The organism is Cupriavidus sp. C3SS-1 (genome assembly GCF_057073755.1).
Genome location: NZ_CP172699.1, coordinates 1,536,537 through 1,559,508 on the forward strand (window position 1 = coordinate 1,536,537; position 22,972 = coordinate 1,559,508).

Genomic DNA, 22,972 nt, shown 5'->3' on the forward strand with positions numbered 1-22,972 from the left:
TCAGCCCAGTCGTTCGCGCCCATGCGGCGCGGCAAGGTCCAGCACCGGCCCGGCCGGCACGACGCCGGCCGGATTCAGCGTGCGGTGGCTTTCGTAGTAGTGGCGCTTGATGTGCTCGAAGTTCACGGTGTCCGCAATGCCAGGGTGCTGGTAGAGGTCGCGCACAAAGCCCGACAGCGCCGGATAGTCCGCGATCCGGCGCAGATTGCACTTGAAGTGCCCGACATAGACCGGGTCGAAACGGACCAGCGTGGTGAACAGGCGGATATCGGCTTCCGTCAGGCGATTGCCGACCAGGTAGCGCTGCGTCGCCAGCCTGGCTTCGAGCCAGTCGAGCGTTTCGAACAGCGGCCAGACCGCTTCTTCGTAGGCCGCCTGCGAGGTCGCGAAGCCGGCTTTGTACACGCCGTTGTTGACGGTGTCGTAGATGCGCGCGTTGACCGTGTCGATCTCCGCGCGCAGCTCGGCGGGGTAGTAGTCGCCGGGCGCTGCGCCAATCCCGTCGAAGGCGCTGTTCATCATGCGCAGGATCTCGGAGGACTCGTTGCTGACGATCGTGGCGCGCTGCCGGTCCCATAGCACGGGCACGGTGACGCGGCCGCTGTACTGCGGATCCGCTGCCGTATAGACCTGGTGCAGGACGCGCGCATGGTTGACCGTGTCAGGCACCACGCCGGGCCCATCGGCGAAGGTCCAGCCTTCTTCGCGCATCAGCCAGTGCACCACTGAAACGCCGATCCTGTCTTCCAGCCCCTTGAGTCGCCGCATGATGAGCGTGCGGTGCGCCCACGGGCAGGCCAGGCTTACGTACAGGTGGTAGCGTCCGGCCTGCGCGGCGAAGCCGCCGGTTCCCGACGGCCCGGCGCTGCCATCGGCCGTGACCCAGTTGCGGAAGGCGGAGTCCTTGCGCACGAAACGTCCGCCGGTGGCGTCGGTGTCATACCACTTGTCCTGCCACTGGCCATTCACCAGAAGTCCCATTTGCTGCTCCCTGACGGTGCGCACGCCGTGCCTGCTGCCTGGCGCGCCTATGCCGACATGGTGAGCGATTCTGGCCAGCTTTCCCTACGATTTTCCCGAGCAAGTCATTCGACTGCTTTGAACGAGATGACGGCCGGGTCGGGCGACGTGGCGTCGCGTTACCCGAACCTCAGCGGTCCGTCGCCTGGGCCAGCAGGCGGTCGATCTCCGTGTCCTTGTCCTCCCATTGCTGCGCGAGCCAGCGATGGAATTCGCTGCGAAAGGCGGAGTCGGTGCCGTAGTCTGCGTTGCAGAAAGCCGGTGGAATCGGCAGCTGATGCACGCGCACGATGACCGGGCCGGTGCGTCCGCAGGCGAATTGCCAGAAGCTCGGCGCGCCATGCGGATAGACGATGGTCGCATCGAGCATGGCGCGAAAACGGTTGCCCATGGCGTTGATGGTCACCGCGAGGCCGCCGGCCTTTGGCTTGAGCAGGTGCCGATACGGCGAAGCCTCCGCCACGCGCTTGGCTTCGGTGAAACGCGTGCCTTCGGTGAACACCATCACGCTGGTGGGCGACAGCGAGAACTTCTCGCAGGCACGGCGCGCGGTGTCCTGGTCCTCGCGCCGGAGCTGGGGTTTGCGGCGCAACTGCGCGCGCGTGTGGCGCTTCATGAAAGGAAAGTCCAGCGCCCACCACGCCAGGCCGATGACCGGCACGTAGAGCAGTTGCTGCTTGAGGAAGAACTTCAGCAGCGGAACCCGGCCGTTGAGCGCGCGCTGCAGCACGAAAATGTCGACCCACGACTGGTGGTTGCAGTTGACCAGGTACCAGTCGGATCGCTTCAGGCCTGCCAGGCCGTCAACGTCCCAGGGATGGCGCTGGATCGCGCCGAACCACGCGCCGTTGCAGGTGATCCATGCGCGGGCGATGGCATTGAGCATGGGATCAATGCGCCGCCTGGCGCCGGGCATCGGCAACGCCAGCTTGAGCAGCGCGAACGGGAACATCAGCAGGCACCAGAACAGCGTGTTGAGTGCCAGCACGAGCAGGCTCGCGGCGCCGACCGGCCAGCTATGCAGTGGCGGACGTGATGTGCGTTGGCGGGAATTGATGCCGTGCTTGGCGGCCTGGCCGACAGCAAGGGCGCTGCCGGCGCGGGCTGGGGAAGGGGTCGATTTCATGCGCGCAAGTTTGGCTGCGCAACGCCCGCAAGGGTTTGCGCGGGATCAAGTCCGATCCGATGCAGCAGAAATTGCGATGGTGGCAGCAAGGATCAGACGTTATTTGGCAGGCGCCTTCTTGTGGCTATGTGACTTGCCCGACGATTTGGGCTGCGTGTCCTTGTCATCGGCCAGGGACGAGGAAGTCTCCTGCTTGGCGCCTTGCGTGTACGGATCGAACTTGTCGCCGGCACGCTGGGTGTCGGGAACATAGCCGTCCTTGTTGGTGGAGCGCTGGGTATCGGCAGCGGCGCCGCCCTGGTTGGGGCTGCGCATGTTGTAGTCGTAGCGGTCCGCCGGATTCGCGGGTCCGGCGGCGTGAGCGGCCATCGGGACCAGGGCGGAGAGAACCAGTGCTGCAACGGCTTTCATAAGTGCCTCCTTGCCATCGGGATCCCTGGGATCCGTCGGTCGCATCGTCGGCGGTGATGCCCGCGGGATGCGCCAGAATCCTAGCCTATGCGCCCCGGCCACAAAGTTCCAGTGGCCGCCGTTGCTGCCAGCGACGCCGGCGTGGCATGGCGTCTGTCCACATCAATGCAATGCCCCTCATCAAGTGCAGTGGCAAGCGCCGGCGCGGCGAGACGAAAGGCGGGCAGGTGAGGAAAGGTACAACCGGACGCGGCGGCCCGGCTTAGGGCGTTGACTGCCGGCAGCCGCGCTCGAGCAGCGCCTTGCCGACGCGCGAGCCATAAGGCCGTCCGATCGCCTCGGATATAAAGGCGCCGGCCTGTATGACGCCGTCGAGATCAATGCCGGTATGGATGCCCATGCCATGCAGCATGTAAAGCAGGTCTTCCGTCGCCACATTGCCCGAAGCACCCTTCGCGTAAGGGCAACCGCCGAGGCCTCCAACGGAGGCGTGGAAGATGCGGATGCCTGCTTGCAGGCTGGCCAGGATATTGGGCAGCGCCTGGCCATAGGTATCGTGGAAATGCCCGGCCAGCCGCTCGCGCGGGAAGACGCTGGCCGCGGCTTCCATGACGGCCTGCGTGCGCATCGGCGTGCCCACGCCGATGGTGTCGGCGATATCGATCTCGTCGCAGCCCAGGTCGCGCATGCGGGCGACGACTTCGGCAACCTTGTCGACCGCGATCTCGCCTTCATAAGGGCAGCCGAGCGCGCACGAAATGCTGGCGCGCAGGCGCAGGCCCGCCGCCTTGGCGGCAGCGGCCACCGGCTCGAAGCGCGCGATCGATTCGGCCACCGAGCAATTGATATTGCGCTGCGAAAACGCTTCGCTGGCGGCGCCGAAGATCACTGCCTCGCCGGCAGCGGCGGCCAGCGCCGCTTCGAAGCCCTTCATATTCGGCGTCAGCGCCGAATAGACCGTGCCGGCACGGCGCGCGATGGCGGCCATGACCTCGGCGCCATCGGCCATCTGCGGCACCCACTTCGGCGAGACAAAGGACGCCGCCTCGATATTGGCGAAGCCGGCTTCGCTCAGGCGATTGACCAGTTCCACCTTGACCGCGGCCGGCACATGGCGCGCTTCGTTCTGCAGCCCGTCGCGCGGGCCCACCTCGACGATCTTGACGGCCTCGGGCAGTGCCAGCGACTGGGGAAAGAAAGGGGCGTTCGGTGCCATGTCAGGCAGCCTCCTGTTCCAGCGTAACCAGTTGCGCGCCTTCCTGGACCTGGTCGCCGACGGCGTACAGCACTTCCTGCACGGTGCCGCCTGCTGGCGCGGTCAGCGTGTGCTCCATCTTCATGGCTTCCATGACGATCAGCGCATCGCCCTTGTTGATGGTGGTGCCGGCCTCGACCATCACCGCAATAATGCGGCCCGGCATCGGCGCGGCCAGCTTGCCGCCTTCGCTCTCGGCTTCGCCGGCATGCAGCAGCGGATCCACCACTACGAGCGAACACTGTGCTTCGCCGCTGAACACGTGCAGCGTGTCGCCTTCGATATGGACCCGTCCCTTGACGGTGCGCTCGCCAAGGTCGACGGTGTGCACGCCGTCGCGCAGCGATGCGCGCCATGGCAAGGTCTTCCCGCGCGCAGTCAGGCGCTGGCGGCCGACTTCGCTGCGCACGGTGACATCGATGTCGCCGTCAGCGCTTTGCAGGCGGTAAGTCGTGTAGCCCGCGTCATTGAGCCGCCACGCGCCGGCATGCGTCCACGGCGAATGCCGGTCGGCCGCGTCGCTGCGGCGCTCGCGTGTTTCGCGGTCGAGCAGCGCGGCGGTTGCCAGTGCGATGATCTCCATGCCGACCGGCGCGGGCGCGGGGAACAGGGTGGCCTCGTTGCGTTCGATCAGGCCCGTGTCGAGATCGGCCGTACGGAACGCTTCGGACTTCAACAGCCGCTGCAGGAATGCCACGTTGGTGGAAAGGCCGACCACGTGATAGGCCGCCAGCGCCTGGCGCATGCGTGCAAGCGCCTCATCGCGGTCCTTGCCCCAGACGATCAGCTTGGCGATCATCGGATCGTAGTAGGGGCTGATGGTGTCGCCTTCGCGCACGCCGGAGTCGATGCGAACACCAGCGGGGCCGTGGGCATCGCCGCCGCGCATGAACTGGACAGCGGGCGGCGTGCGCAGGAAGCGCAGCGTGCCGGTGGACGGCAGGAACTGCTTGTCGGGATTCTCGGCGTAGATGCGTGCTTCCAGCGCGTGGCCGTCGATGCGGAGTTGTTCCTGCTTCAGCGGTAGCGGCTCGCCGGCGGCCACACGCAATTGCCATTCGACCAGGTCCTGCCCGGTGATCATCTCGGTGACCGGATGTTCGACCTGCAGGCGCGTGTTCATCTCCATGAAGTAGAACGAGCCGTCCTGGTTGGCGATGAATTCGACCGTACCGGCGCCGACATAGCCGACGGCCTTGGCGGCGGCCACGGCAGCCTCGCCCATCGCGCGGCGGCGTTCTTCCGTCATGCCCGGCGCGGGCGCTTCTTCCAGCACCTTCTGGTGACGGCGCTGCACCGAGCAGTCGCGCTCGAACAGGTAGACGCAGTTGCCGTGGGTGTCGGCAAAGACCTGGATCTCGATATGGCGAGGGCGGGTCAGGTATTTCTCGACGAGCACCTTGTCGTCGCCGAAGCTGGCCGAGGCCTCGCGCTTGACCGAGGCGAGCGCCGCTTCGAAGGCATCGCCCGACTCCACCACGCGCATGCCCTTGCCGCCACCGCCGGCGCTGGCCTTGAGCAGCACCGGGTAGCCGATGCGGTCGGCCTCGCTGCGCAGCAGGCCGGGATTCTGGTCTTCGCCGTGGTAACCGGGCACCAGCGGCACGGAGGCCTTTTCCATCAGCTGCTTGGCCGCGCTCTTGCTGCCCATCGCGTGGATGGCCGAGGCCGGCGGGCCGATGAACACGAGTCCCGCCGCGGCACAGGCCTCGGCAAAGCCCTCATTCTCCGAGAGGAAGCCGTAGCCGGGATGGATCGCCTGCGCCCCGGTTGCCTTCGCCATCTCGATGATGTGGTCGGCGCGCAGGTAGCTGTCGCGCGCGGCGGCGCCGCCGATATGGACGGCCTCGTCGCAGAAGGCGACGTGGCGCGCATCGGCGTCGGCGTCCGAGTACACCGCGACGGTGCGGATGCCCAGCCGGCGGCAGGTGGCGGCGACGCGGCAGGCGATTTCACCGCGGTTCGCGATCAGGATCTTGTTGAACATGGTTTCTCCTGGGGAGGGGCGGGCGGTGTCAGCCGCGACCGCTGCCGCATGCAGGCAGCGGACAGGCGCTGCCTCGGCATGCTGCCGGGGGTTTTCTTGATAGGGGTGTCGCGTGTGGCTTAAGCCGGCTTCCAGGCAGGCGAACGCTTTTCCAGGAAGGCGCGCACGCCTTCGCGGCCTTCTTCCGAGGCGCGGATGGCGGCGATGCGGTCCGCCGTATCGGCCAGCAGGTCGTCATCAATCATGCGGCCCGCAACTTCCTGCACCAGACGCTTGCTCTCGCGCACGGCGTTGGGGCTGTTGCCGACCAGCGCCGCCGAGATCTCCTCGACCTTGGCGTCGAGCGCATCGGCCGGCACCACGGCGTGGACAAAGCCCAGGCGCAGCGCTTCGGCGGCGTCGAAGCGCTCGGCGGTGATGAAGTAGCGGCGCGAGGCCTGCTCGCCCATGGCGCGGATCACGTACGGGCTGATGGTGGCGGGCAGCAGGCCCAGGCGCGCTTCCGACAGGCAGAAGTGCGCATGGTCGGCGGCCACCGCGATATCGCAAGCCGCGACAAGGCCCACGCCACCGGCGTAGGTGTCGCCCTGGATGCGCGCGATGACCGGGCGCGCGCAGGACCAGATGGCGTGCAGCATCTTGGCCAGCGCGAGTGCGTCGGCGCGGTTCTCGTCGTTCGAGTAGCCGGCCATCTTCTTCATCCAGTTCAGGTCGGCGCCCGCGCAGAAGGCAGGGCCGTTGCCGGCCAGGACGATGGCCCGCACGTCGTCGTGGCTGCCGAGCGCGCGGAAGGCCTCGGTCAGTTCGGCGATGACGGTCTCGTTGAACGCGTTGCGCACGTCCGGACGGTTCAGCGTAACGGTCGCCACATGGCGGGCGATGGTGACGGTAAGCGTGGTGAATTGCATGGCGGTCTGGCTTGAGTGAGCGTCGGTAGTGGCAGGCTTACATGCGGAACACGCCGAACTTCATATCGTCGATCGGCGCGTTCAGGCTGGCGGAGAGCCCCAACCCGAGCACCGTGCGCGTCTGCGCCGGGTCGATCACGCCGTCGTCCCACAGCCGGGCGCTCGCGTAGTACGGGTGGCCCTGGTGTTCGTACTGGTCGCGGATCGGCTGCTTGAACGCGTCTTCCTCTTCCTGGCTCCACTGGCCGCCCTTCGCCTCGATGCCATCGCGGCGCACGGTCGCCAGCACGCTCGCGGCCTGCTCGCCGCCCATCACCGAGATGCGCGCGTTCGGCCACATCCACAGGAAGCGCGGCGAATACGCGCGGCCGCACATGCCGTAATTGCCGGCGCCGAAAGAGCCGCCGATGATCACCGTGAATTTGGGAACCTGTGCGGTCGCCACCGCCGTCACCATCTTGGCGCCGTTGCGCGCAATGCCTTCGTTCTCGTACTTGCGGCCCACCATGAAGCCCGTGATGTTCTGCAGGAACACCAGCGGAATCTTGCGCTGGCAGCAGAGTTCGATGAAGTGCGCGCCCTTGAGCGCCGCTTCCGAGAACAGGATGCCGTTGTTGGCCACGATGCCGACCGGGTAGCCCCAGATGCGCGCGAAGCCGCATACCAGCGTGGTGCCATAGCGCGCCTTGAATTCGTCGAACTCGGAGCCGTCGACGATGCGCGAGATGACCTCGCGCACGTCGAACGGCTTGCGCGTGTCGGTCGGGATCACGCCGTACAGTTCTTCCACCGGATACAGCGGTTCGGCCGGCTCATGCAGGCGGATCTGGTCGGGCTTGCGCCGGTTCAGGTGCCCCACGATATTGCGCGCCAGCGACAGCGCGTGATGATCGTTCTGCGCGAAATAGTCGGCCACGCCCGATAGGCGCGTGTGGACATCGGCACCGCCGAGATCCTCGGCGCTGACCACCTCACCTGTTGCGGCCTTCACCAGCGGCGGGCCGGCGAGGAAGATGGTGCCCTGGTTCTTGACGATGATCGACTCGTCGCTCATCGCCGGCACGTAGGCGCCGCCGGCCGTGCACGAGCCCATCACCACGGCGATCTGCGGGATGCCCTGCTTCGACAGGTTGGCCTGGTTGTAGAAGATGCGGCCGAAGTGGTCGCGATCGGGGAACACCTCGTCCTGGTTCGGCAGGTTGGCGCCGCCCGAGTCCACCAGGTAGATGCAAGGCAGGTTGTTCTCCTCGGCAATCTCCTGCGCGCGCACATGCTTCTTGACCGTCATCGGGTAGTACGTACCGCCCTTGACCGTCGCGTCGTTGCAGACGATCACGCATTCCTGCCCGGCCACGCGGCCGATGCCGGTGATGATGCCGGCGCCCGGGGCGGCATTGTCGTACATGTCGTATGCCGCTAGCTGCGACAGCTCCAGGAACGGCGTGCCCGGGTCCAGCAGTTGCTGCACGCGCTCGCGCGGCAGCAGCTTGCCGCGCGACAGGTGCTTGTCGCGCGCGGCATCGCCGCCGCCTTCGGCGAGCTTCGCCACCTTGGCCTTGAGGTCGGCCACCAGCGCCTGCATGGCTTCGGCGTTGGCCTTGAACGCTTCGGAGCGTGCGTTGAGTTTGGTTTCTAAGGTCGGCATACGATCTTGGGCAGGTCTTGTTCTGGTCAGGGCGGGCAGTGGGGCGTCGGGTGCGGATCAGGCCGTTTCGGCAAACAGCTCGCGGCCAATCAGCATGCGGCGGATTTCCGAAGTCCCCGCACCGATCTCATACAGCTTGGCATCGCGCCACAGGCGACCGGCCGGGTATTCGTTGATGTAGCCGTTGCCACCCAGGATCTGCACGGTCTCGCCGGCCATCCACGTGGCCTTTTCCGCCGTGTAGAGGATTACCGCCGCGCAATCCTTGCGCACCTGGCGCACGTGTTCCGCTCCGATCGAGTCGAGGTTCTTGCCGACCGTGTACAGGTAGCTGCGCGCGGCCTGCAGCGTGGTGTACATATCGGCCACCTTGCCCTGGATCAGCTGGAATTCGCCGATGCTCTGGCCGAACTGCTTGCGGTCGTGGATGTAAGGCGTGACCACGTCCATGCAGGCCTGCATGATGCCAATCGGGCCGCCCGACAGCACGGCGCGTTCGTAGTCCAGGCCGCTCATCAGCACCTTGGCGCCACCGTTCTTCGCGCCCAGGATGTTTTCGACCGGCACTTCGACGTCCTCGAATACCAGTTCGCCGGTATGCGAGCCGCGCATGCCGAGCTTGTCCAGCTTCTGCGCCACCGAGAAACCCTTCATGCCTTTCTCGACGATGAAGGCCGTCATGCCGCGCGCGCCGAGTTCTGGTTCGGTCTTCGCATAGACCACCAGCACATCGCAATCCGGGCCGTTGGTAATCCACATCTTGGTGCCGTTGAGCACGTAGCGATCGCCCTTGAAATCAGCGCGCAGCTTCATGCTCACCACGTCCGAGCCGGCATTGGGCTCGCTCATGGCCAGCGCGCCGATCCATTCGCCCGATACCAGCTTCGGCAGGTACTTTGCCTTCTGCGCGGCGCTGCCATTGCGGTGGATCTGGTTCACGCACAGGTTCGAATGAGCGCCGTACGACAGGCCGACTGAAGCCGAAGCCCGGCTGATTTCCTCCATCGCCACCATGTGGGCGAGGTAGCCCATGTTGGCGCCGCCATACTCTTCCGCCACGGTGATGCCGAGCACGCCAAGGTCGCCCATCTTCTTCCAGGCGTCCATGGGGAACTGGTCGGTGCGGTCGATCTCGCCGGCGCGCGGGGCCAGTTCAGCCTGGGCCCAGCCGCGCACGGCGCCGCGCAGCATCTCGATGTCTTCGCCCAGGTCGAATTTCAGGCCAGGGAGTTCGGTCATGATCGTGTTCTTCCGTAAAGGTGTAGTAGCGCCGCGGGTCAGGCGGTCTTGCTTTCGGTGAGGTGGAGTTCTTTCGTCATGTGTTCGCGCATGACAAACTTCTGCACCTTGCCCGTGATGGTCATCGGCATTTCGCTGACGAAGCGGATGTAGCGCGGGATCTTGTAATGGGCGATCTGGTCGCGGCAGAACGAGCGGATTTCATCTTCCGTCGCGCTCTGGCCCGGCTTGAGCACGATCCACGCGCAGATTTCCTCGCCGTATTTCTGGTCCGGCACGCCGAATACCTGCACGGCCTGCACCTTCGGATGGCGGAACAGGAATTCCTCGATCTCGCGCGGATAGACGTTCTCGCCGCCGCGGATCAGCATGTCCTTGACGCGGCCGACGATATTGCAATAGCCCTCGGCGTCGATCGTCGCCAGGTCGCCGGTGTGCATCCAGCCGTCCTGGATGGCTTCGCTGGTGCGGGCCTCGTCGTCCCAGTAGCCGAGCATGACCGAGTAGCCGCGCGTGCACAGCTCGCCGGTCTCGCCGACCGGCACGGTCTGGCCCAGGGCATCGACGACCTTGCATTCCAGGTGCGGCTGCACGCGGCCGACCGTGGACACGCGCTTGGCGAGCGGGTCGTCGGTCGAGCTCTGGAACGATACCGGGCTGGTCTCCGTCATGCCGTAGGCAATCGTGACTTCCGCTAGGTGCATGTCGGCGACGACGCGCTTCATGACTTCGATCGGGCAGGGCGAGCCGGCCATGATGCCGGTGCGCAGCGTCGAGAAGTCGAAGCGGCCGAACTCGGGGTGGTCGAGCTGCGCGATGAACATGGTGGGCACGCCATGCAGCGCGGTGCAGCGCTCCTCGCTGACGGCCGACATGGTGGCCACCGGTTCAAAGGCTTCGCCCGGGAATACCATGCAGGCGCCTGTCGAAACGCAGGCGAGCACGGCCAGCACCATGCCGAAGCAGTGGTACAGCGGCACCGGAATGCACAGCTTGTCCTGCTCGGTGAAGCGCATCGCCGCCGCGATGTAGCGCGCGTTGTTCAGGATGTTCCGGTGCGTCAGCGTGGCGCCCTTGGGCGCGCCCGTGGTGCCGCTGGTGAACTGGACGTTGATCGGGTCCTGGCGGTCGAGTTGCGCCGTGATCGCATCCAGCTCGGAAGCCGGCACGCCGGCGCCGCGGGCCAGCAGCTCTTTCCACGTCAGCATGCCCGGCGTGGGCGTGTCTTCCATGCGGATGACCCAGCGAAGCGCCGGCAGGCGCGCTGCCTGCAGGGCGCCCGGTTCGCATTGCTGCAACTCGGGTGCCAGGGTCTGCAGCATGTCGAGGTAGCGCGAGGTCTTGAACGACTCCGGCGCGATGACCGCCTTGCAGCCGACCTTGTTCAGCGCGTACTCCAGCTCGGACAGCCGATAGGCCGGATTGATGTTGACCATGACGATGCCGACGCGTGCCGTGGCGAACTGGGTCAGCAGCCATTCGGCGCGGTTCGGCGACCAGATGCCGACGCGGTCGCCGCGGCGCAGGCCCAGCGCATGAAGGCCAGCCGCCAGGGCATCGACCGCGGCGGCGAATTCCTGCCAGTTCCAGCGGATGCCTTGCTCGCGAAAGACCACGGCGGGACGCTGTCCCCAGCGTGCGACCGTATCGGCCAGCAGGGCCGGGATGGTCTGTTCGCTAAGCGGGGGGGTGGTGTCGCCCTTTACATAGGACAGCCCGTTGGCGGGCAAGGTCGTATCGGGCACGGGCCGGGGTGTCCCAGGCTGAATCGTCATGCTCGTCTCCAGAATGCGGCGTTCAGTGTCTTTTCTTCCCTATCTTGAGCTTCGCTCAAAACGCGAGGGGGAAGTTTCAGGGCGGTTTGGCGCTGCTTTGTTCTCGTTGTTCGCTAAAGTTATACCCGTACTCAGAAAAAATCAACAAAAATTGAGTGTTGGTCAACTATCGTATAAAGTGAGTTCGAGGCGTGCCAGGACGGGCGACCAAGGGCGGGAGGCGCCACTTATAATGCGGCCCTCACAGATCACACCACGCAAGGACACGTCGATGCAGCAGATTGCGGGACAGCGCCGGGTGCCGGCACGCGCCAAGGCGGAGCAGCGCATGCGCGACATCCTCCGGGTCGGCCGCGAAGTGTTCTCGGAGCTTGGCTATGAACGCGCGACCACCACGGAAATCGCGCAGCGGCTTGGCATCTCGGAAGGCACGGTTTTCACCTACTTCCACAGCAAGCGCGATCTCTGCGTGCGGGTGATCCAGGACTGGTACGACGAGATCATTGCAGCGATGGAGAACGGCCTGCCGCGCGAGCAGAGCACCAGGGTACAGCTGGAGTTCTTCGTCCGCACGCACCTGCGGCTGTTCCTGATCCAGGGCACGGGGCTGTGCGCCCTGGTGCTGTCGGAAGGCCGGGCCAAGGGCCAGGGGCTCGATGAGGTGTTCGTGCCGCTGCAGCGCCGCTACACGGCCCCGCTGATGGACTTGCTGGCGCGCGCGCAGGCGCGCAGGGAAATCCGGACCGACCTGTCGTTGCGCTTGTTGCGCTCCGCGATTCTCGGGCCGATGGAACACATCCTCTGGGATGCGGTAGTGAGCGGGCGACCGGTCGATATCGACCGCGCCGCCAGCGACCTCATCGCGCTGCTGTGGCCGGCGCTCCAGCCGCCTGACCTCGACGCCGTTGCGCTCAAGCAGTTCTATGGGGAAGTGGGCGCAGCGCTGGCGCGCGTGAAGCAAGGCGAGGCGCGGCAGGACTGAGCCGGCCGCTACTGCGCGGGCAGCAGCAGTTCGGGAATGCCCGTGGCGTTGTCGTCCCGGAGGGCCTCAGGCTCGCCGACGAGAAAGACAGCGGCAAGGGCTGCGGCGAGTACGGTGATCAGGTAGGCGACTCTGGCGTTCATGGCTGTTTCCCCGGGAGGCTTCGACGGCTGCCTTGCTTACGCACATGCCGTGCCACGCGCCAGATCGTACTTCCGGGTGATCAGTTCGCCGCCGGGGCGCGGCGAAATGTTGGGGGGTCGCCAACAGGCCCCTCGGTTGCGTTGGGCCTGACCACACTTCGAATTGCCGGGAATGAAAAATGGCGCCCGCCTTGCCGCTTTCGCAGCCAGGCGGGCGCCATCGATCGGTGCCGGCTGTCGCGCCGTATTACATGCGGCCTTTCCAGGGCACGAGCCACGTCTCCGACTTGCGCATCAGCAGGTCGAACAGGAAGGCGATCAGGCCGATCAGCAGGATGCCCATGATGACCACATCGGTGCGCAGGAAGTTCGAGGCATTGAGCACCATCTGTCCAAGGCCCGCGGTAGCCGCCACCATCTCGGCGGCGACCAGGGTGGTCCAGCCGAAGCCGATGGCGATGCGCATGCCGGTCAGGATGTCCGGCAGTGCGGCGGGCAGCACCACGTGGCGGATCACCTGCCATGGCGTGGCGCCCATGCAGTAGGCTGCGTTGATCTGTTCGATGGTGACCGAACGCACGCCGGCGCGGGCGGACATGGCCAGCGGCGCAAAGCAGGCCAGGTAGATCAGCAGGATCTTCGAGGTCTCGTCGATGCCGAACCAGATCACGATCAGCGGCAGGTAGGCCAGCGGCGGCAGCGGGCGGTAGAACTCGATGGGCGGATCGAAGACGCCGCGTGCGACGCGCGATACGCCCATCAGCACGCCGACCGGCACGGCGGTGAGCACGGCCAGCGCGAAGGCGCCGAACACGCGCACCAGGCTCGCGTGGAAGTGTTCCAGCAACGGCAGGCCACCCTGCACGTTGCCGTTCCAGGCATCGATAAAGGCCCGGACGATCGCCTCGGGCGTGGGCAGGAACAGCGGCGGCACCCACTGGAGGTGGCTGGCGATCCACCACAGGGCCAGCAAGGACACCACGGTGACGGTGGCAATGCGCGAACTGGAGCCTTCGCCGGGCATGCGATAGCCCGACACGGTGCGCATGGGGCGGCGCGCGGCAGCGGGCTGCCCAGTGCCGGCGGTGTTGTTGACGGTCGCCGCCATCGTGGCGGCGTCGACCTGCTGGACGGGTACGGTCATGGCTTTATCCTCAGGGCGTGGCATGGATCAGGTCGACGATTTCTTCGCGGTAGCGGATGAATTCCGGATCGGACTTGACCGCCCTTGAATCGCCGCATTCGATGTAGCGCCGGGCGAAGGGCAGGTCGTAGCTGTGGGCGATGCGGCCGGGCGAGGGCGTCATCACGATCAGCCGCGTGGCCAGGAACAGCGCCTCTTCCACGCTGTGCGTGATGAAGAAGACGATCTTCTGCTCGCGTGCCCACAGCCGCAGGATCAGTGCCTGGATCGATTCGCGCGTGAGTGCGTCGAGCGCGCCGAGCGGTTCGTCCATGAGCATGACTTCCGGATCATTGGCCAGTGCGCGCGCAATGCCAACGCGCTGCTGCATGCCGCCCGAAAGCTGGTAGACCGGCTTGGTGGCCACCTTCTCCAGCCCGACCTGGGCCAGTTTTTCCTGCGCGATGCGCAAACGTTCGGCGCGGCTTACGCCGCGCAGCCGCAGGCCGAGCGCGACGTTGTCGACCACGTTGAGCCACGGCATCAGCGCATGCTTCTGGAACACCACGCCGCGTTCGGCGCCGGGGCCCAGCACGGGCTTGCCATCGAGGCGAATCTCGCCTTCCGACGGCTGCATGAAGCCCGCAATGCAGGACAGCAGCGTGGTCTTGCCGCAGCCCGAGGCGCCGAGTGCGACGACGAAGTCGCCGCGTTCCATGGTCAGGTTCACTTGCGACAGCGCGAGCGTCTGCGCGCCGCCGCGGCCGCCGTAGTTGACGCTGACCTTGTCGATTTCCAGCCGGGACATGACAGTCCTCCTGATAATTTGGGATGTGGCTTGCCGCATCGCCGGCCGCACGGGCGGGCGATGGCAGATTCGGCAGCGGGGCCGGGGTGGCACCGCTACGTGACGCTTCAAATGGCTGGGGTTATTGCGCGGCGCGCCGGACCCACTCGGCGTTGACGCCGCTGCTGTAGTCGGGCAACACGGTCTGGATCGTGCCCTGTTCTTTCAGGAAGATGGCTGCCGAGCGCAAGGCGCTGGCCGCGCCGCCGCCGAGCCAGCGCGGCGAGGCTTGTTCCTGCAGCGTGGGGAAGCTGTACAGCGCCATGCTGGCCGGCACTTCCTCGGCCTTGGCGCCGGTCAGTCGGGCGATTGCCTTGACGTTCGGCGAATCGGCCGTCCAGGAGGCCTTGTTATTGCGGTAGTTGTCGTCCGCGGCGGCCAGCACGCGCACGAACTTGACCATGAAGTCGGGGTTCTCGCGCGCGAACTTCTTGTTGGCGATCATGCCGTCGAAGGTGGCCTTGCCGGTCTGCGCGGCGATCTGGCCCGACGTCGTCAGCACCTTGCCGGAGCGCTTGACCTTGGCCAGCACAGGGTCCCAGATGAAGGTGGCATCGATATCGCCGCGCTCCCAGGCGGCGGCGACTTCCGGCGGACGCATGTTCATGATCTTGACGTCCTTCGGATTGATCTTGGCCTGCTCCAATGCGACCAGCGTGTGGTAGTGCGTCGTCGAAACGAACGGCACGCCCACGCGCTTGCCCTTGAGGTCGGCGACGCTGGTGACTTTCGAACCATCGCGGGCCACGAAGGCTTCGGCGGCGTTGATATCGTCCAGGATCCAGAACAGTTCGACATCGAGCCCCTGGGACAGGGCCGAGGCGATCGGCGAAGAGCCGGCCTCGCCGATGGCGATCTGGCCCGAGGCCATGGCGCGGATCACGTCGCCGCCGCCGGTGAACTGGCGGAACGAGACCTTGTAGCCGGTTTGCTTCTCCACCTCCTTCATGTCCTGCGCATAGCGCCAGGGCACGACCATGTCCTGATAGGCGATGACGACTTCCTTCTGCGCGTAGGCGGACGGGGCCAGGACGGCCGCGAGCGCGACGCCTGCTGCCAGTTGCTTGAACCAATGCATGATGAGACTCCTCGATGAGTGAGACGGCTTGCATGCCGACCGCGGAGGCGGCACGGTAGGTCGGCACCGGCGCGGTGCCCGCGGGTGGTGCCTAAACGAGGAGGAGAAGAAGTTTTGCTTGAGGCATGCCAGTCTCCGGTGGCTGGGGTGTCTGTGCACCCTCTCTGTTTGATGGGCTTCCCGGATGGTGGCGGGGAGCGCCGGTCCATGTCGCTTTGTGCGGCATGTGAGCGCCATGGTAGGGAAGCGCGCTATACCGGGTTAGAGCCAGTGGGGAAGATTTGATGGGTCCAGCTTTTTGGGGCAAATGGGAGGTTGCCGCGGGGAGGTTCTTTGGCTGAGCCGCGCGTAGCGCAGCCGTAGGGGACGATGCAATATCGCCGGGCAGTGTCGGGCCACGGACAGCTTCGGGGCTGGTTCAATCATTGCGGGAGCGCCTGAATGCGGACGCGCACCACGCGGCAGGCAGCAGTGCAGACTCTGAAGCGAATACCGGCACGAAATTCTTCGCACGCTACCATCAATATTCGCCGGTTAGGGTAAGCGACGCGTTTTTGTCGCCCGGACAAAAAGTGACTCGCCGGCTACGCCGGCGAAAAGCAGCCTTTGCAGGATCGATGGACCAGGCGGCCCATGAGTGCAAAATCACTCCGGCTTGATCGCCTCATCCTTTACAGCTTCCGGCTCACCGGCTTCACTCTTCACAACTTCCGCAGCAGGCTGCGGCTTGGCCTTCTGTGTCCGCGCAGCACGATGTTGCTGGGAGCGCTGCTGCTGGGCCCGCTTGGCGTCCGCCAGCGTCACCTGTCCGGCCGATTCGCCCGCCAGGTCCACGCGCATGGCGCCTTCGACCATGCAAGTCCAGTACCGCGTGCCGCGGCACCAGGTCCGCACGGCTTCACGCAGCATCGCTTCGTCCATCGACAGCGTCGCAGCGTGCTGCAGCAGGTCCTCGAAAATACCGACCTTGAGCGGCACCTTCGGCGCAGGGTTCTTGGGAAAGGCTAGCGGGAATCTCTTCTGCAGCTTGCCAATTGCCTGGATCACCGGGTCGACGGGCTTGCCCGCATTGGCAGGCTTGGCTGCTGCTGCATCGGCGCGGGGACGGGGAGGCTTCGCCGGACGCGCGTCGTTTGCCGGACGTGCTTGCTTCGCCGGGCGTGCTTCCTTCGCTTGCTTCGCCGGGCGGGCTTCCTTCGCCTGCTTTGCCAGTTGTGCCTTCAGTGCTGCCAGTTGTTCGAAACCCATCTTGTCCTGCCAATTGAGAATTTTGGGGGATTCTAACAGTCCCGGTGGGCGGCGGCAGCGAGGCCGGGGCATTCACTTCGTCCACCCGATCCTGTGCCGTTCCTGTGTCGCCTGGTGCCGGGCATCGTCCTCGGTGTGCAGGTAGATGCTGGTGGTGGCAATGGAGGCATGGCCGAAATTGTCGCGCACATGGCGCAGGTCGACTTGCCGGTCGCTCATGTGCGAGCCGGCCGTATGCCGCAGCCAGTGCGCCGACGCGCTGGCGAGCACGTCGGCCTGCGCCGCCCATTCCGGCCCCCGCGCCCGCAGCCGCTCGGCCGCCATGCCGAACACTTCCTTGATGACCAGGTGCAGGGCGCCGCGAGACAGCGCTTTTTCCCGGCCAATGACCGGCAACACCAGCGGGCGCGCTTCGCCCATCTGCGGGGTGGGCGGCAGGCCATGCGCGCGGCGATAGCGGGCCAGTTCGGCGATCAGCTCGTCGGTCGCGGGAACCAGCCGGGGCTTGTTGCCCTTGCCGGTGACTTCCAGCCACCAACGCTCGATGCCCTGGGCGTCACGCCGGCAGAAAAAGGCGCCCATGGTGGTACTCGCGACTTCCGCGGCGCGCAAGCCGCCCAGATAGAGCACCGTGCACAGCCAGCGGCAGCGCGCCGAGTGCAGGCGCTCGCGGTCGGTGTCCGTGGGCATGGCTTCGATCGCATCCTTGACGGCATCCCACGACGCATGGCTGAGGTAGCGGGTGATCCGCGCCTGGTTCGGACCGCGCCGGCGGCGGGACAGCGATAAAGGATTGCCGCCCAGGTAACCGGCTTCGGTGAGCCACGCGAAACAGGCGTTCAGGATCACCATGGCTTGCCGCATGCTGGATGGCGACAGCGGCCCGGCGAAGGGGCGCCAGTGCGGATGGCTGCGCGCCAGCTTCTTCTGGCCGGCCAGTACCCAGCGCGCCGCGGGTTGGGGATCGGACAGGAAGTGCTCGTACGCCAGCAGATCCTCATGCGTCAGCGAGGAAAGCGGTTTGCCGCGCTGCAGCGTCGCCCAGAGCACGAGTCGCTCGATCTCGCGCCGGTAGGCCTGCAGCGTGGCCGGACTATTGGCGTAGCGTGCGAGCCAGGCGGCGATGGCGGCAAGGTCATCGGACGCGGCAATCTGCGCGCCGCGCGCCGGGGCACGGTTCGTGCCCTGCGTGCCGGAAAGCTCGGCGGGCAGCCGCAGGCGTTCGATCGGCACAGGCAGCATGGCGGGAAGGGTGTGAACGACCGGATCGCGGGTATCCAGGGCGGAATTCATGGCGAGAGGTAAGTCGGAAATGTGATTTCGACGTAATTATAGACATAAGAAAACTTATGTCTAAATAAATCACATAGGAACTCATTTTATTACGTAATACGTAGTAATATATCGCAAAATAGATTTCATCTTCGCCGCCCATGCCAACTTCCGAGCTGAACCTGAGCGACGCCACATTACAGGCGGATCTCGCCGAATTGCGTGTGCGCTTTCCTGAAACGCGCGCCTTGTACCGCGAGGTCTGCGGACTCCTGTTCTTCCGTTACGGCGTGACGCCAACGGCCAACAAGCTCTATAGCCTGGTGCGCAAGGGCAGCATGGGCACGCCGGCGGAGGTGCTTCAGCAGTTCTGGCAGGACTTGCGCGGGCGCACGCGCGTCACGATCGATCACCCCGACCTGCCCGATGCGCTCAAGGAAGTCGCCGCGGAGGCAGTCAAGACCATCTGGCAAGCCGCCAACGACGCCGCCAGCAATGCGCTCTCCGCGCTGCGGGCCGAAGCGCGCGACGCAGCGGCTGCCGCCGAGGCGGAGCGCGACGCCGCACGTGCCGAGACCGCCGCCGCGCGCGAAGACGCGATGGCGATCTCGGCGCAGTTGGGCGAAGCACGGCAGGCCCATGACGCCGTGCAGGCCGAACTGGCCGCGGAGCGCCAGGCGCATGCCGCGACGCAGGGGCGACTGGATGCCGGCCGTGCCGAACTGGAGGCGGCCGGCCGGCAACTGGCGGATCTGCGCAAGCAGTTTTCGGCGGAACTGGAGCGTGCGCGCGAGCAGGTGCAGATCGCCCAGGAACGGGCGGAAGCCAGCGAACGGCGCGCATTGCGCGAACTGGACCAGGAACGTACAGCGCGCCAGAAGGGCGAGCGCACGGCCGACGACCTGCGTACGGAGCTGGCGGCGGCACGCAGCGAGGCGCGCGATGCCGCCGTGGCGCAGGCGGAGGGCCGCGCCAAGCTGGAAGCGCAGGCGGCGGCGCTGGCCGATCGGCTCGGGTTGGCCGAGCAGGCGCAGCGCAAGGCCGCGGGCGACCTGGAGGCCGTCCAGGCGGAACTCGGGGCGGCGCAGCGCCGGGCCGAGCGCGGCGAAGCGGAAGCGGCGCTCGCGCGCCAGTTGCTGGCCACCTTGCGCGTGGCGCCGCGCGAGCGTAGCGGCGGGCGCCGCAAGGCAAGCCCGGCGTCCGAAAGCTGAACGGACGGCCCCCCGGAAGATCCGCGCGAGCATGGCGCGTTCCTCCGTACTTTGCCGTTCGGGCATTGCCGTCCTAAAACTGGAGAGTGGGCCGGGAGGCACCGGACCCGTTATCCAGAGGAGGAGCACCATGTGCCGCTGGCTGGCTTACTCAGGCCGATCCGTTCCGCTTGAAGCGGTGCTTTTCCAGCCGGAACACTCGCTGATCGACCAGAGCCTGAATTCCCGGCTCGGTCACACCACGACCAATGGCGACGGGTTCGGCGTGGGCTGGTACGGACGTCAGTCCGAGGTGCCGTTCCGCTACCGTTGCCTGCATCCGGCCTGGAGCGATACCAACCTGCGCGAGACCGCGCGGGCCGTGCGCGCGCCGCTGTTCGTCGCCCATGTGCGTGCTGCGACCGGCACACCGACGCAGGAAACCAACTGCCATCCGTTTCGGTTCGGCCGCTGGCTGTTCGTCCATAACGGGCTGATCCGCGAGTTTCCGTTGATTCGGCGCGACCTGATGATGGCCGTGTCGCCGCAGCTGTTCCGCTGGATCGAAGGCTCCACGGACTCCGAGATCATGTTCTATCTCGCGCTGACCTTCGGGCTGGAGCGCGACCCCCGCGCCGCGCTGGAGCAGATGGCCGGGCTGATCGAAGAGGTCGGCCATCGCTATGGCGTCGAGCATCCGCTCAATATGACGGTGTGCGTGACCGACGGCCAGCAAGTGGTTGCGGTGCGGTACTCCAGCGAGTCGGCGTCGCGCTCGCTGTTCCACAGCACCTCGTTCCGCCAGTTGCGCGCGCTGTATCCCGATGATCCGCGCATCATCGCGGCCGGCGACGATGCCTTCCTGGTGCTGTCCGAGCCGCTGATCGATGTGCAGGGCGTGTGGCAGGAAATTCCTGAAGCCACGATTCTGACCGGGCGCGATGGCGTGATCGACTACGGCCGTTTTTCGCCGCGCATGCCTGATCTGTCCACGTAGCGTTTGCTAGTAGCACCCGCCGGTGTCGATGGTCAGGTTGAGCATGTCGTGCTCGATATCCTTGAGCAAATGTTCGTCTTCCCGGAACAGTTCTTCCAGCACGTCGTGGCTCGACACTACGCCAACGACGCGATCGGACTCCATGACAGGGAGATGCCGGATGCGCTTCGCATGCATTAGCGCGAGGCACTGCTCGCAGGTATGCGCCGGCGAGACGCAGACCACCTGCGTCGTCATGATCTCGCGAACCCTGGTCTCATTGGCACGGCGGCCCGCCAGTTCGACCTTGTGCGAATAGTCACGCTGCGAAACGATGCCGGCCAGCTTGCCACCCTGCATGACCAGCACGGTGCTGATGTCTTTATCGGCCATCAGCGCCAGCGCGGCCAGCACGGAATCATCGGGGCCGACCGCAATGACTTCACGGGGCTTGTCCGACAGGATCTGGCGGGCCGTCTTTCTCTCTTTCTTCATGGTTGTCTCCGCAGGGGCTGGGAAGGGCCAGGCCATCCGGCCTCATCCGCAGGCAATGGCTTGTCAGGAATGGCTTCCGGGCGATCCGCCGGCGGCTGGCGCCGCCTTGCCGAGGAAGCCGAACTCCACCGGAAACTTCGCGTAGAAGACATGCACGTCTTCGGTGGCCAGGCGGTCGAACAGCGCTTGCATCTCCGACTCGGTCGCAATCATCGTGATTTCTTCGGGGCGGTCGGCCAGCTCGACGAAGTGCCAGCTATGGAAGCGGTGATGGTGCCCGATGCCTTCCGCGGCGATCAGGTGGGTGGCGCCCCGGAAGTTCATCTCGCGCATGATTTCGAGCAGCCAGCGGGAGAGCTGCTTGCCATGGTGCCGGCGGTTCTCGACCGTATAGAGAGTGACCTGATAGCCATGCACGATGTTCTCCCATCGCATTGCCATGCGGAAAAGGATCCTGCATTCAGTCTACTCGCCGCCGCAGCGATGCGGCCGCTCACGGATCGGCGATTCACGCCTGGCTTCCCCCGGCATTGCCAAATTCGACCGGCGTGCGCGCGTAGAACAGCGCCAGGCCATCTTCGTCATCGAGACGGCGAAACACGCGCTCGCAATCCGCTTCGCTGACCACCACGCAGACTTCGACCGGCTGGTCATGCGGGGAGCGGAAGTGGTAGCGATGGAGTTCGTGGTCATGCCCGAGGCCTTCCGAACAGACCATCATGGTGGCTCCGGCGATACCCATTTCCCGGAGCGTGTCCATCAGCCATTCCGCAAGCCGCTTGTCGCCGTGCCTGCGGTCATGCTGGGTATAGAAAGTGACCTGATAGCCGCGCTCCATGGTTCCTCCTTCAGCGCCATGCCACAGCATGCTCCCTTCTGGAGGAACGCGTGGGGAGCGATAACGCTCGCCCGCGGCCAGCCCCATCATCCGGTCAATCCTGTTCCTCGGTGGAAGCCTTTTTCTGTTGCTTGCGGTAGGCGTCCACTTCGGAGAGACGCAAGCCTTCCGGCACGCGCAGGCGTTTCGCGTGCCCGACGCGCTGGGCGTGGTAGATGCCGGTATGCCCGGAGAACAGGTAACTCACGACGCAGGCAATGCCGGCAAACGTGCCGACCTCCGGCCCGAACAGTTCTATCGCCATGATGGTCGAGGCAATCGGCGTATTGGCGGCACCGGCGAATACCGCGACAAAGCCGAGTCCCGCCAGCAGCGGGAAGGGCAGCGGCAGGACATAGCCGAGCGCATTGCCCAGCGTCGCGCCGATGTAGAACAGCGGGGTGACTTCGCCGCCCTTGAAGCCGGAGGCCAGGGTTGCCACCGTGAAGGCGATCTTGCCCGCGAAGTCGTAGGCCGGCAGCGGCTGCCGGAACGCGTCGACAATGGTCGGGATGCCGAGGCCGAGATACTTGTCCGTGCCAAGCAGCAAGGCGGCCCCTGCCACCACGCAGCCCCCGAGGAACGGGCGCAGCGGCCCGAACGTGATGGCGCGCTTGAGCGCGCGGGACAGCCGGTGCGTGCTTTGCGCGAACACCATGCCGGTGATGCCGAAGGCAATGCCGGCCATGATGGCTGCCGCCAGCGTCGGCAGCCCCATCTGCGGAACCACGGGAATGGCATAGATCGTATGGTGGACGCCAAGCCACGGCGGCACGAGGTCCCCGACGATGGCCGCGATGAAGCACGGCAGGATGGCGTCATAGCGCAGGCGGCCAATGGCCAGCACTTCCAGCCCGAAGACCGCGCCCGCCAGCGGTGTGCCGAACACCGAGGCAAAGCCGGCGCTGATCCCGGACATCAGCAGGATGCGGCGCGCATCCTTGCCGAGGCGGAACAGCCGCGTGAGGGTGTCGGCAAAGCTGCCGCCCATCTGCACGGCCGTGCCTTCACGGCCGGCGGAACCGCCGAACAGGTGCGTGATGACGGTGCCGAGCAGGATCATCGGCGCCATCCGTTTCGGGACGATGCGTTTCGGGTCGTGGATTTCATCGATCAGCAGGTTGTTCCCGCCTTCGACGGACTGTCCCATGTAGTGGTAGATCAACCCGACCGCCAGCCCGGCCAGCGGCAGCAGCCAGAGCAGCCACGGGTTTGCGTGGCGCGTATTCGTCGCCCAGTCGAGCGCGAGCAGCAGCACGGCGGAGCCGGCGCCGGACAGGATGCCGACCAGTGCGCCGAGAAACAGCCAGCGGCCCAGATAGACCAGCATGGCCAGTTGCTCCGGTGGAGCGAACGTCTTCTTCATGATGACCCG

General features: G+C 65.9%; 22 protein-coding genes. 3 read left to right on the plus strand and 19 right to left on the minus strand.

What is annotated here, in order from left to right:
* From ACIGJC_RS07135 to ACIGJC_RS07175, 9 genes are all read right to left on the minus strand, one after another.
* Complete coding sequence (locus tag ACIGJC_RS07135; RefSeq protein ID WP_483711305.1) at window positions 1-981, minus strand: glutathione S-transferase family protein; 981 nt, start codon at window positions 979-981, stop codon at window positions 1-3.
* A 169-nt stretch (window positions 982-1,150) separates the two neighbouring features.
* Window positions 1,151-2,146: an acyltransferase gene (locus ACIGJC_RS07140; RefSeq protein WP_483711306.1), complete on the minus strand. Its 996-nt coding sequence runs from the start codon at window positions 2,144-2,146 to the stop codon at window positions 1,151-1,153.
* 99 nt (window positions 2,147-2,245) lie between these two features.
* The gene (locus ACIGJC_RS07145; protein WP_483711307.1) at window positions 2,246-2,557 is read right to left on the minus strand and encodes a hypothetical protein; all 312 of its coding nucleotides are present in this window, start codon (window positions 2,555-2,557) and stop codon (window positions 2,246-2,248) included.
* A 262-nt stretch (window positions 2,558-2,819) separates the two neighbouring features.
* Window positions 2,820-3,740, minus strand: a complete 921-nt coding sequence (locus ACIGJC_RS07150; protein WP_483711483.1) for a hydroxymethylglutaryl-CoA lyase — start codon at window positions 3,738-3,740, stop codon at window positions 2,820-2,822.
* Window positions 3,741-3,774: 34 nt separating this feature from the next.
* The gene (locus ACIGJC_RS07155) at window positions 3,775-5,799 is read right to left on the minus strand and encodes an acetyl/propionyl/methylcrotonyl-CoA carboxylase subunit alpha (protein WP_483711308.1); all 2,025 of its coding nucleotides are present in this window, start codon (window positions 5,797-5,799) and stop codon (window positions 3,775-3,777) included.
* A 119-nt stretch (window positions 5,800-5,918) separates the two neighbouring features.
* Window positions 5,919-6,707 (minus strand): enoyl-CoA hydratase/isomerase family protein, encoded by a 789-nt coding sequence (locus ACIGJC_RS07160; RefSeq protein WP_483711309.1) that lies wholly within the window; start codon window positions 6,705-6,707, stop codon window positions 5,919-5,921.
* 37 nt (window positions 6,708-6,744) lie between these two features.
* On the minus strand, window positions 6,745-8,352 hold the full coding sequence (locus ACIGJC_RS07165) for a carboxyl transferase domain-containing protein (RefSeq protein WP_483711310.1): 1,608 nt from the start codon (window positions 8,350-8,352) through the stop codon (window positions 6,745-6,747).
* Between the two features lie 57 nt (window positions 8,353-8,409).
* Entirely contained in the window at window positions 8,410-9,591 is a 1,182-nt protein-coding gene (locus ACIGJC_RS07170; RefSeq protein ID WP_483711311.1) for an isovaleryl-CoA dehydrogenase, read from the minus strand.
* Between the two features lie 38 nt (window positions 9,592-9,629).
* On the minus strand, window positions 9,630-11,366 hold the full coding sequence (locus ACIGJC_RS07175; protein ID WP_483711312.1) for an AMP-binding protein: 1,737 nt from the start codon (window positions 11,364-11,366) through the stop codon (window positions 9,630-9,632).
* Between the two features lie 271 nt (window positions 11,367-11,637).
* Between ACIGJC_RS07175 and ACIGJC_RS07180 the strand changes: the two genes are divergently transcribed.
* Window positions 11,638-12,348 carry a TetR/AcrR family transcriptional regulator gene (locus ACIGJC_RS07180; protein ID WP_483711313.1) on the plus strand — a complete coding sequence of 237 codons (711 nt, stop codon included), beginning with the start codon at window positions 11,638-11,640 and terminating at the stop codon, window positions 12,346-12,348.
* Window positions 12,349-12,356: 8 nt separating this feature from the next.
* Here ACIGJC_RS07180 and ACIGJC_RS07185 read toward each other — a convergent pair whose 3' ends face one another.
* The 6 genes from ACIGJC_RS07185 to ACIGJC_RS07210 all read right to left on the minus strand — a co-directional run bounded on the left by ACIGJC_RS07185 (window position 12,357) and on the right by ACIGJC_RS07210 (window position 18,080).
* Window positions 12,357-12,491, minus strand: a complete 135-nt coding sequence (locus ACIGJC_RS07185) for a hypothetical protein (RefSeq protein WP_483711314.1) — start codon at window positions 12,489-12,491, stop codon at window positions 12,357-12,359.
* 247 nt (window positions 12,492-12,738) lie between these two features.
* Window positions 12,739-13,599: an ABC transporter permease subunit gene (locus tag ACIGJC_RS07190; protein ID WP_483711484.1), complete on the minus strand. Its 861-nt coding sequence runs from the start codon at window positions 13,597-13,599 to the stop codon at window positions 12,739-12,741.
* 46 nt (window positions 13,600-13,645) lie between these two features.
* Window positions 13,646-14,422 carry a taurine ABC transporter ATP-binding protein gene (locus tag ACIGJC_RS07195; RefSeq protein WP_483711315.1) on the minus strand — a complete coding sequence of 259 codons (777 nt, stop codon included), beginning with the start codon at window positions 14,420-14,422 and terminating at the stop codon, window positions 13,646-13,648.
* A gap of 121 nt (window positions 14,423-14,543) precedes the next feature.
* A complete protein-coding gene (gene tauA, locus ACIGJC_RS07200) occupies window positions 14,544-15,539 on the minus strand; it encodes a taurine ABC transporter substrate-binding protein (RefSeq protein ID WP_483711316.1) in 996 nt (331 codons plus the stop codon).
* A 645-nt stretch (window positions 15,540-16,184) separates the two neighbouring features.
* On the minus strand, window positions 16,185-16,787 hold the full coding sequence (locus tag ACIGJC_RS07205; protein ID WP_483711485.1) for a ProQ/FinO family protein: 603 nt from the start codon (window positions 16,785-16,787) through the stop codon (window positions 16,185-16,187).
* A 72-nt stretch (window positions 16,788-16,859) separates the two neighbouring features.
* Entirely contained in the window at window positions 16,860-18,080 is a 1,221-nt protein-coding gene (locus ACIGJC_RS07210; protein WP_483711317.1) for a tyrosine-type recombinase/integrase, read from the minus strand.
* Between the two features lie 140 nt (window positions 18,081-18,220).
* On the opposite strand from ACIGJC_RS07210, the gene ACIGJC_RS07215 reads away from it, so the two are divergent.
* Window positions 18,221-19,270 carry a DNA-binding protein gene (locus tag ACIGJC_RS07215; protein WP_483711318.1) on the plus strand — a complete coding sequence of 350 codons (1,050 nt, stop codon included), beginning with the start codon at window positions 18,221-18,223 and terminating at the stop codon, window positions 19,268-19,270.
* 130 nt (window positions 19,271-19,400) lie between these two features.
* A complete protein-coding gene (locus ACIGJC_RS07220) occupies window positions 19,401-20,246 on the plus strand; it encodes a class II glutamine amidotransferase (protein ID WP_483711319.1) in 846 nt (281 codons plus the stop codon).
* A gap of 6 nt (window positions 20,247-20,252) precedes the next feature.
* Here ACIGJC_RS07220 and ACIGJC_RS07225 read toward each other — a convergent pair whose 3' ends face one another.
* The 4 genes from ACIGJC_RS07225 to ACIGJC_RS07240 all read right to left on the minus strand — a co-directional run bounded on the left by ACIGJC_RS07225 (window position 20,253) and on the right by ACIGJC_RS07240 (window position 22,963).
* Window positions 20,253-20,720 carry a CBS domain-containing protein gene (locus ACIGJC_RS07225; protein ID WP_483711320.1) on the minus strand — a complete coding sequence of 156 codons (468 nt, stop codon included), beginning with the start codon at window positions 20,718-20,720 and terminating at the stop codon, window positions 20,253-20,255.
* A 63-nt stretch (window positions 20,721-20,783) separates the two neighbouring features.
* Window positions 20,784-21,161: a DUF190 domain-containing protein gene (locus tag ACIGJC_RS07230; protein ID WP_483711321.1), complete on the minus strand. Its 378-nt coding sequence runs from the start codon at window positions 21,159-21,161 to the stop codon at window positions 20,784-20,786.
* 67 nt (window positions 21,162-21,228) lie between these two features.
* Complete coding sequence (locus tag ACIGJC_RS07235; RefSeq protein WP_483711322.1) at window positions 21,229-21,558, minus strand: DUF190 domain-containing protein; 330 nt, start codon at window positions 21,556-21,558, stop codon at window positions 21,229-21,231.
* A 94-nt stretch (window positions 21,559-21,652) separates the two neighbouring features.
* A complete protein-coding gene (locus ACIGJC_RS07240; RefSeq protein ID WP_483711323.1) occupies window positions 21,653-22,963 on the minus strand; it encodes a voltage-gated chloride channel family protein in 1,311 nt (436 codons plus the stop codon).
* Between the last annotated feature and the right edge of the window lie 9 nt (window positions 22,964-22,972).

Excerpts from the sequence above, each read along its gene's own strand:
- ACIGJC_RS07135 (WP_483711305.1), bottom strand. The coding sequence starts at position 981 with ATGGGACTTCTGGTGAATGGCCAGTGGCAGGACAAGTGGTATGACACC.
- ACIGJC_RS07140 (WP_483711306.1), bottom strand. The coding sequence starts at position 2,146 with ATGAAATCGACCCCTTCCCCAGCCCGCGCCGGCAGCGCCCTTGCTGTC.
- ACIGJC_RS07145 (WP_483711307.1), bottom strand. The coding sequence starts at position 2,557 with ATGAAAGCCGTTGCAGCACTGGTTCTCTCCGCCCTGGTCCCGATGGCC.
- ACIGJC_RS07155 (WP_483711308.1), bottom strand. The coding sequence starts at position 5,799 with ATGTTCAACAAGATCCTGATCGCGAACCGCGGTGAAATCGCCTGCCGC.
- ACIGJC_RS07160 (WP_483711309.1), bottom strand. The coding sequence starts at position 6,707 with ATGCAATTCACCACGCTTACCGTCACCATCGCCCGCCATGTGGCGACC.
- ACIGJC_RS07165 (WP_483711310.1), bottom strand. The coding sequence starts at position 8,352 with ATGCCGACCTTAGAAACCAAACTCAACGCACGCTCCGAAGCGTTCAAG.
- ACIGJC_RS07170 (WP_483711311.1), bottom strand. The coding sequence starts at position 9,591 with ATGACCGAACTCCCTGGCCTGAAATTCGACCTGGGCGAAGACATCGAG.
- ACIGJC_RS07175 (WP_483711312.1), bottom strand. The coding sequence starts at position 11,366 with ATGACGATTCAGCCTGGGACACCCCGGCCCGTGCCCGATACGACCTTG.
- ACIGJC_RS07180 (WP_483711313.1), top strand. The coding sequence starts at position 11,638 with ATGCAGCAGATTGCGGGACAGCGCCGGGTGCCGGCACGCGCCAAGGCG.
- ACIGJC_RS07185 (WP_483711314.1), bottom strand. The coding sequence starts at position 12,491 with ATGAACGCCAGAGTCGCCTACCTGATCACCGTACTCGCCGCAGCCCTT.
- ACIGJC_RS07190 (WP_483711484.1), bottom strand. The coding sequence starts at position 13,599 with ATGGCGGCGACCGTCAACAACACCGCCGGCACTGGGCAGCCCGCTGCC.
- ACIGJC_RS07195 (WP_483711315.1), bottom strand. The coding sequence starts at position 14,422 with ATGTCCCGGCTGGAAATCGACAAGGTCAGCGTCAACTACGGCGGCCGC.
- tauA (WP_483711316.1), bottom strand. The coding sequence starts at position 15,539 with ATGCATTGGTTCAAGCAACTGGCAGCAGGCGTCGCGCTCGCGGCCGTC.
- ACIGJC_RS07205 (WP_483711485.1), bottom strand. The coding sequence starts at position 16,787 with ATGGGTTTCGAACAACTGGCAGCACTGAAGGCACAACTGGCAAAGCAG.
- ACIGJC_RS07210 (WP_483711317.1), bottom strand. The coding sequence starts at position 18,080 with ATGAATTCCGCCCTGGATACCCGCGATCCGGTCGTTCACACCCTTCCC.
- ACIGJC_RS07215 (WP_483711318.1), top strand. The coding sequence starts at position 18,221 with ATGCCAACTTCCGAGCTGAACCTGAGCGACGCCACATTACAGGCGGAT.
- ACIGJC_RS07220 (WP_483711319.1), top strand. The coding sequence starts at position 19,401 with ATGTGCCGCTGGCTGGCTTACTCAGGCCGATCCGTTCCGCTTGAAGCG.
- ACIGJC_RS07225 (WP_483711320.1), bottom strand. The coding sequence starts at position 20,720 with ATGAAGAAAGAGAGAAAGACGGCCCGCCAGATCCTGTCGGACAAGCCC.
- ACIGJC_RS07230 (WP_483711321.1), bottom strand. The coding sequence starts at position 21,161 with ATGGCAATGCGATGGGAGAACATCGTGCATGGCTATCAGGTCACTCTC.
- ACIGJC_RS07235 (WP_483711322.1), bottom strand. The coding sequence starts at position 21,558 with ATGGAGCGCGGCTATCAGGTCACTTTCTATACCCAGCATGACCGCAGG.
- ACIGJC_RS07240 (WP_483711323.1), bottom strand. The coding sequence starts at position 22,963 with ATGAAGAAGACGTTCGCTCCACCGGAGCAACTGGCCATGCTGGTCTAT.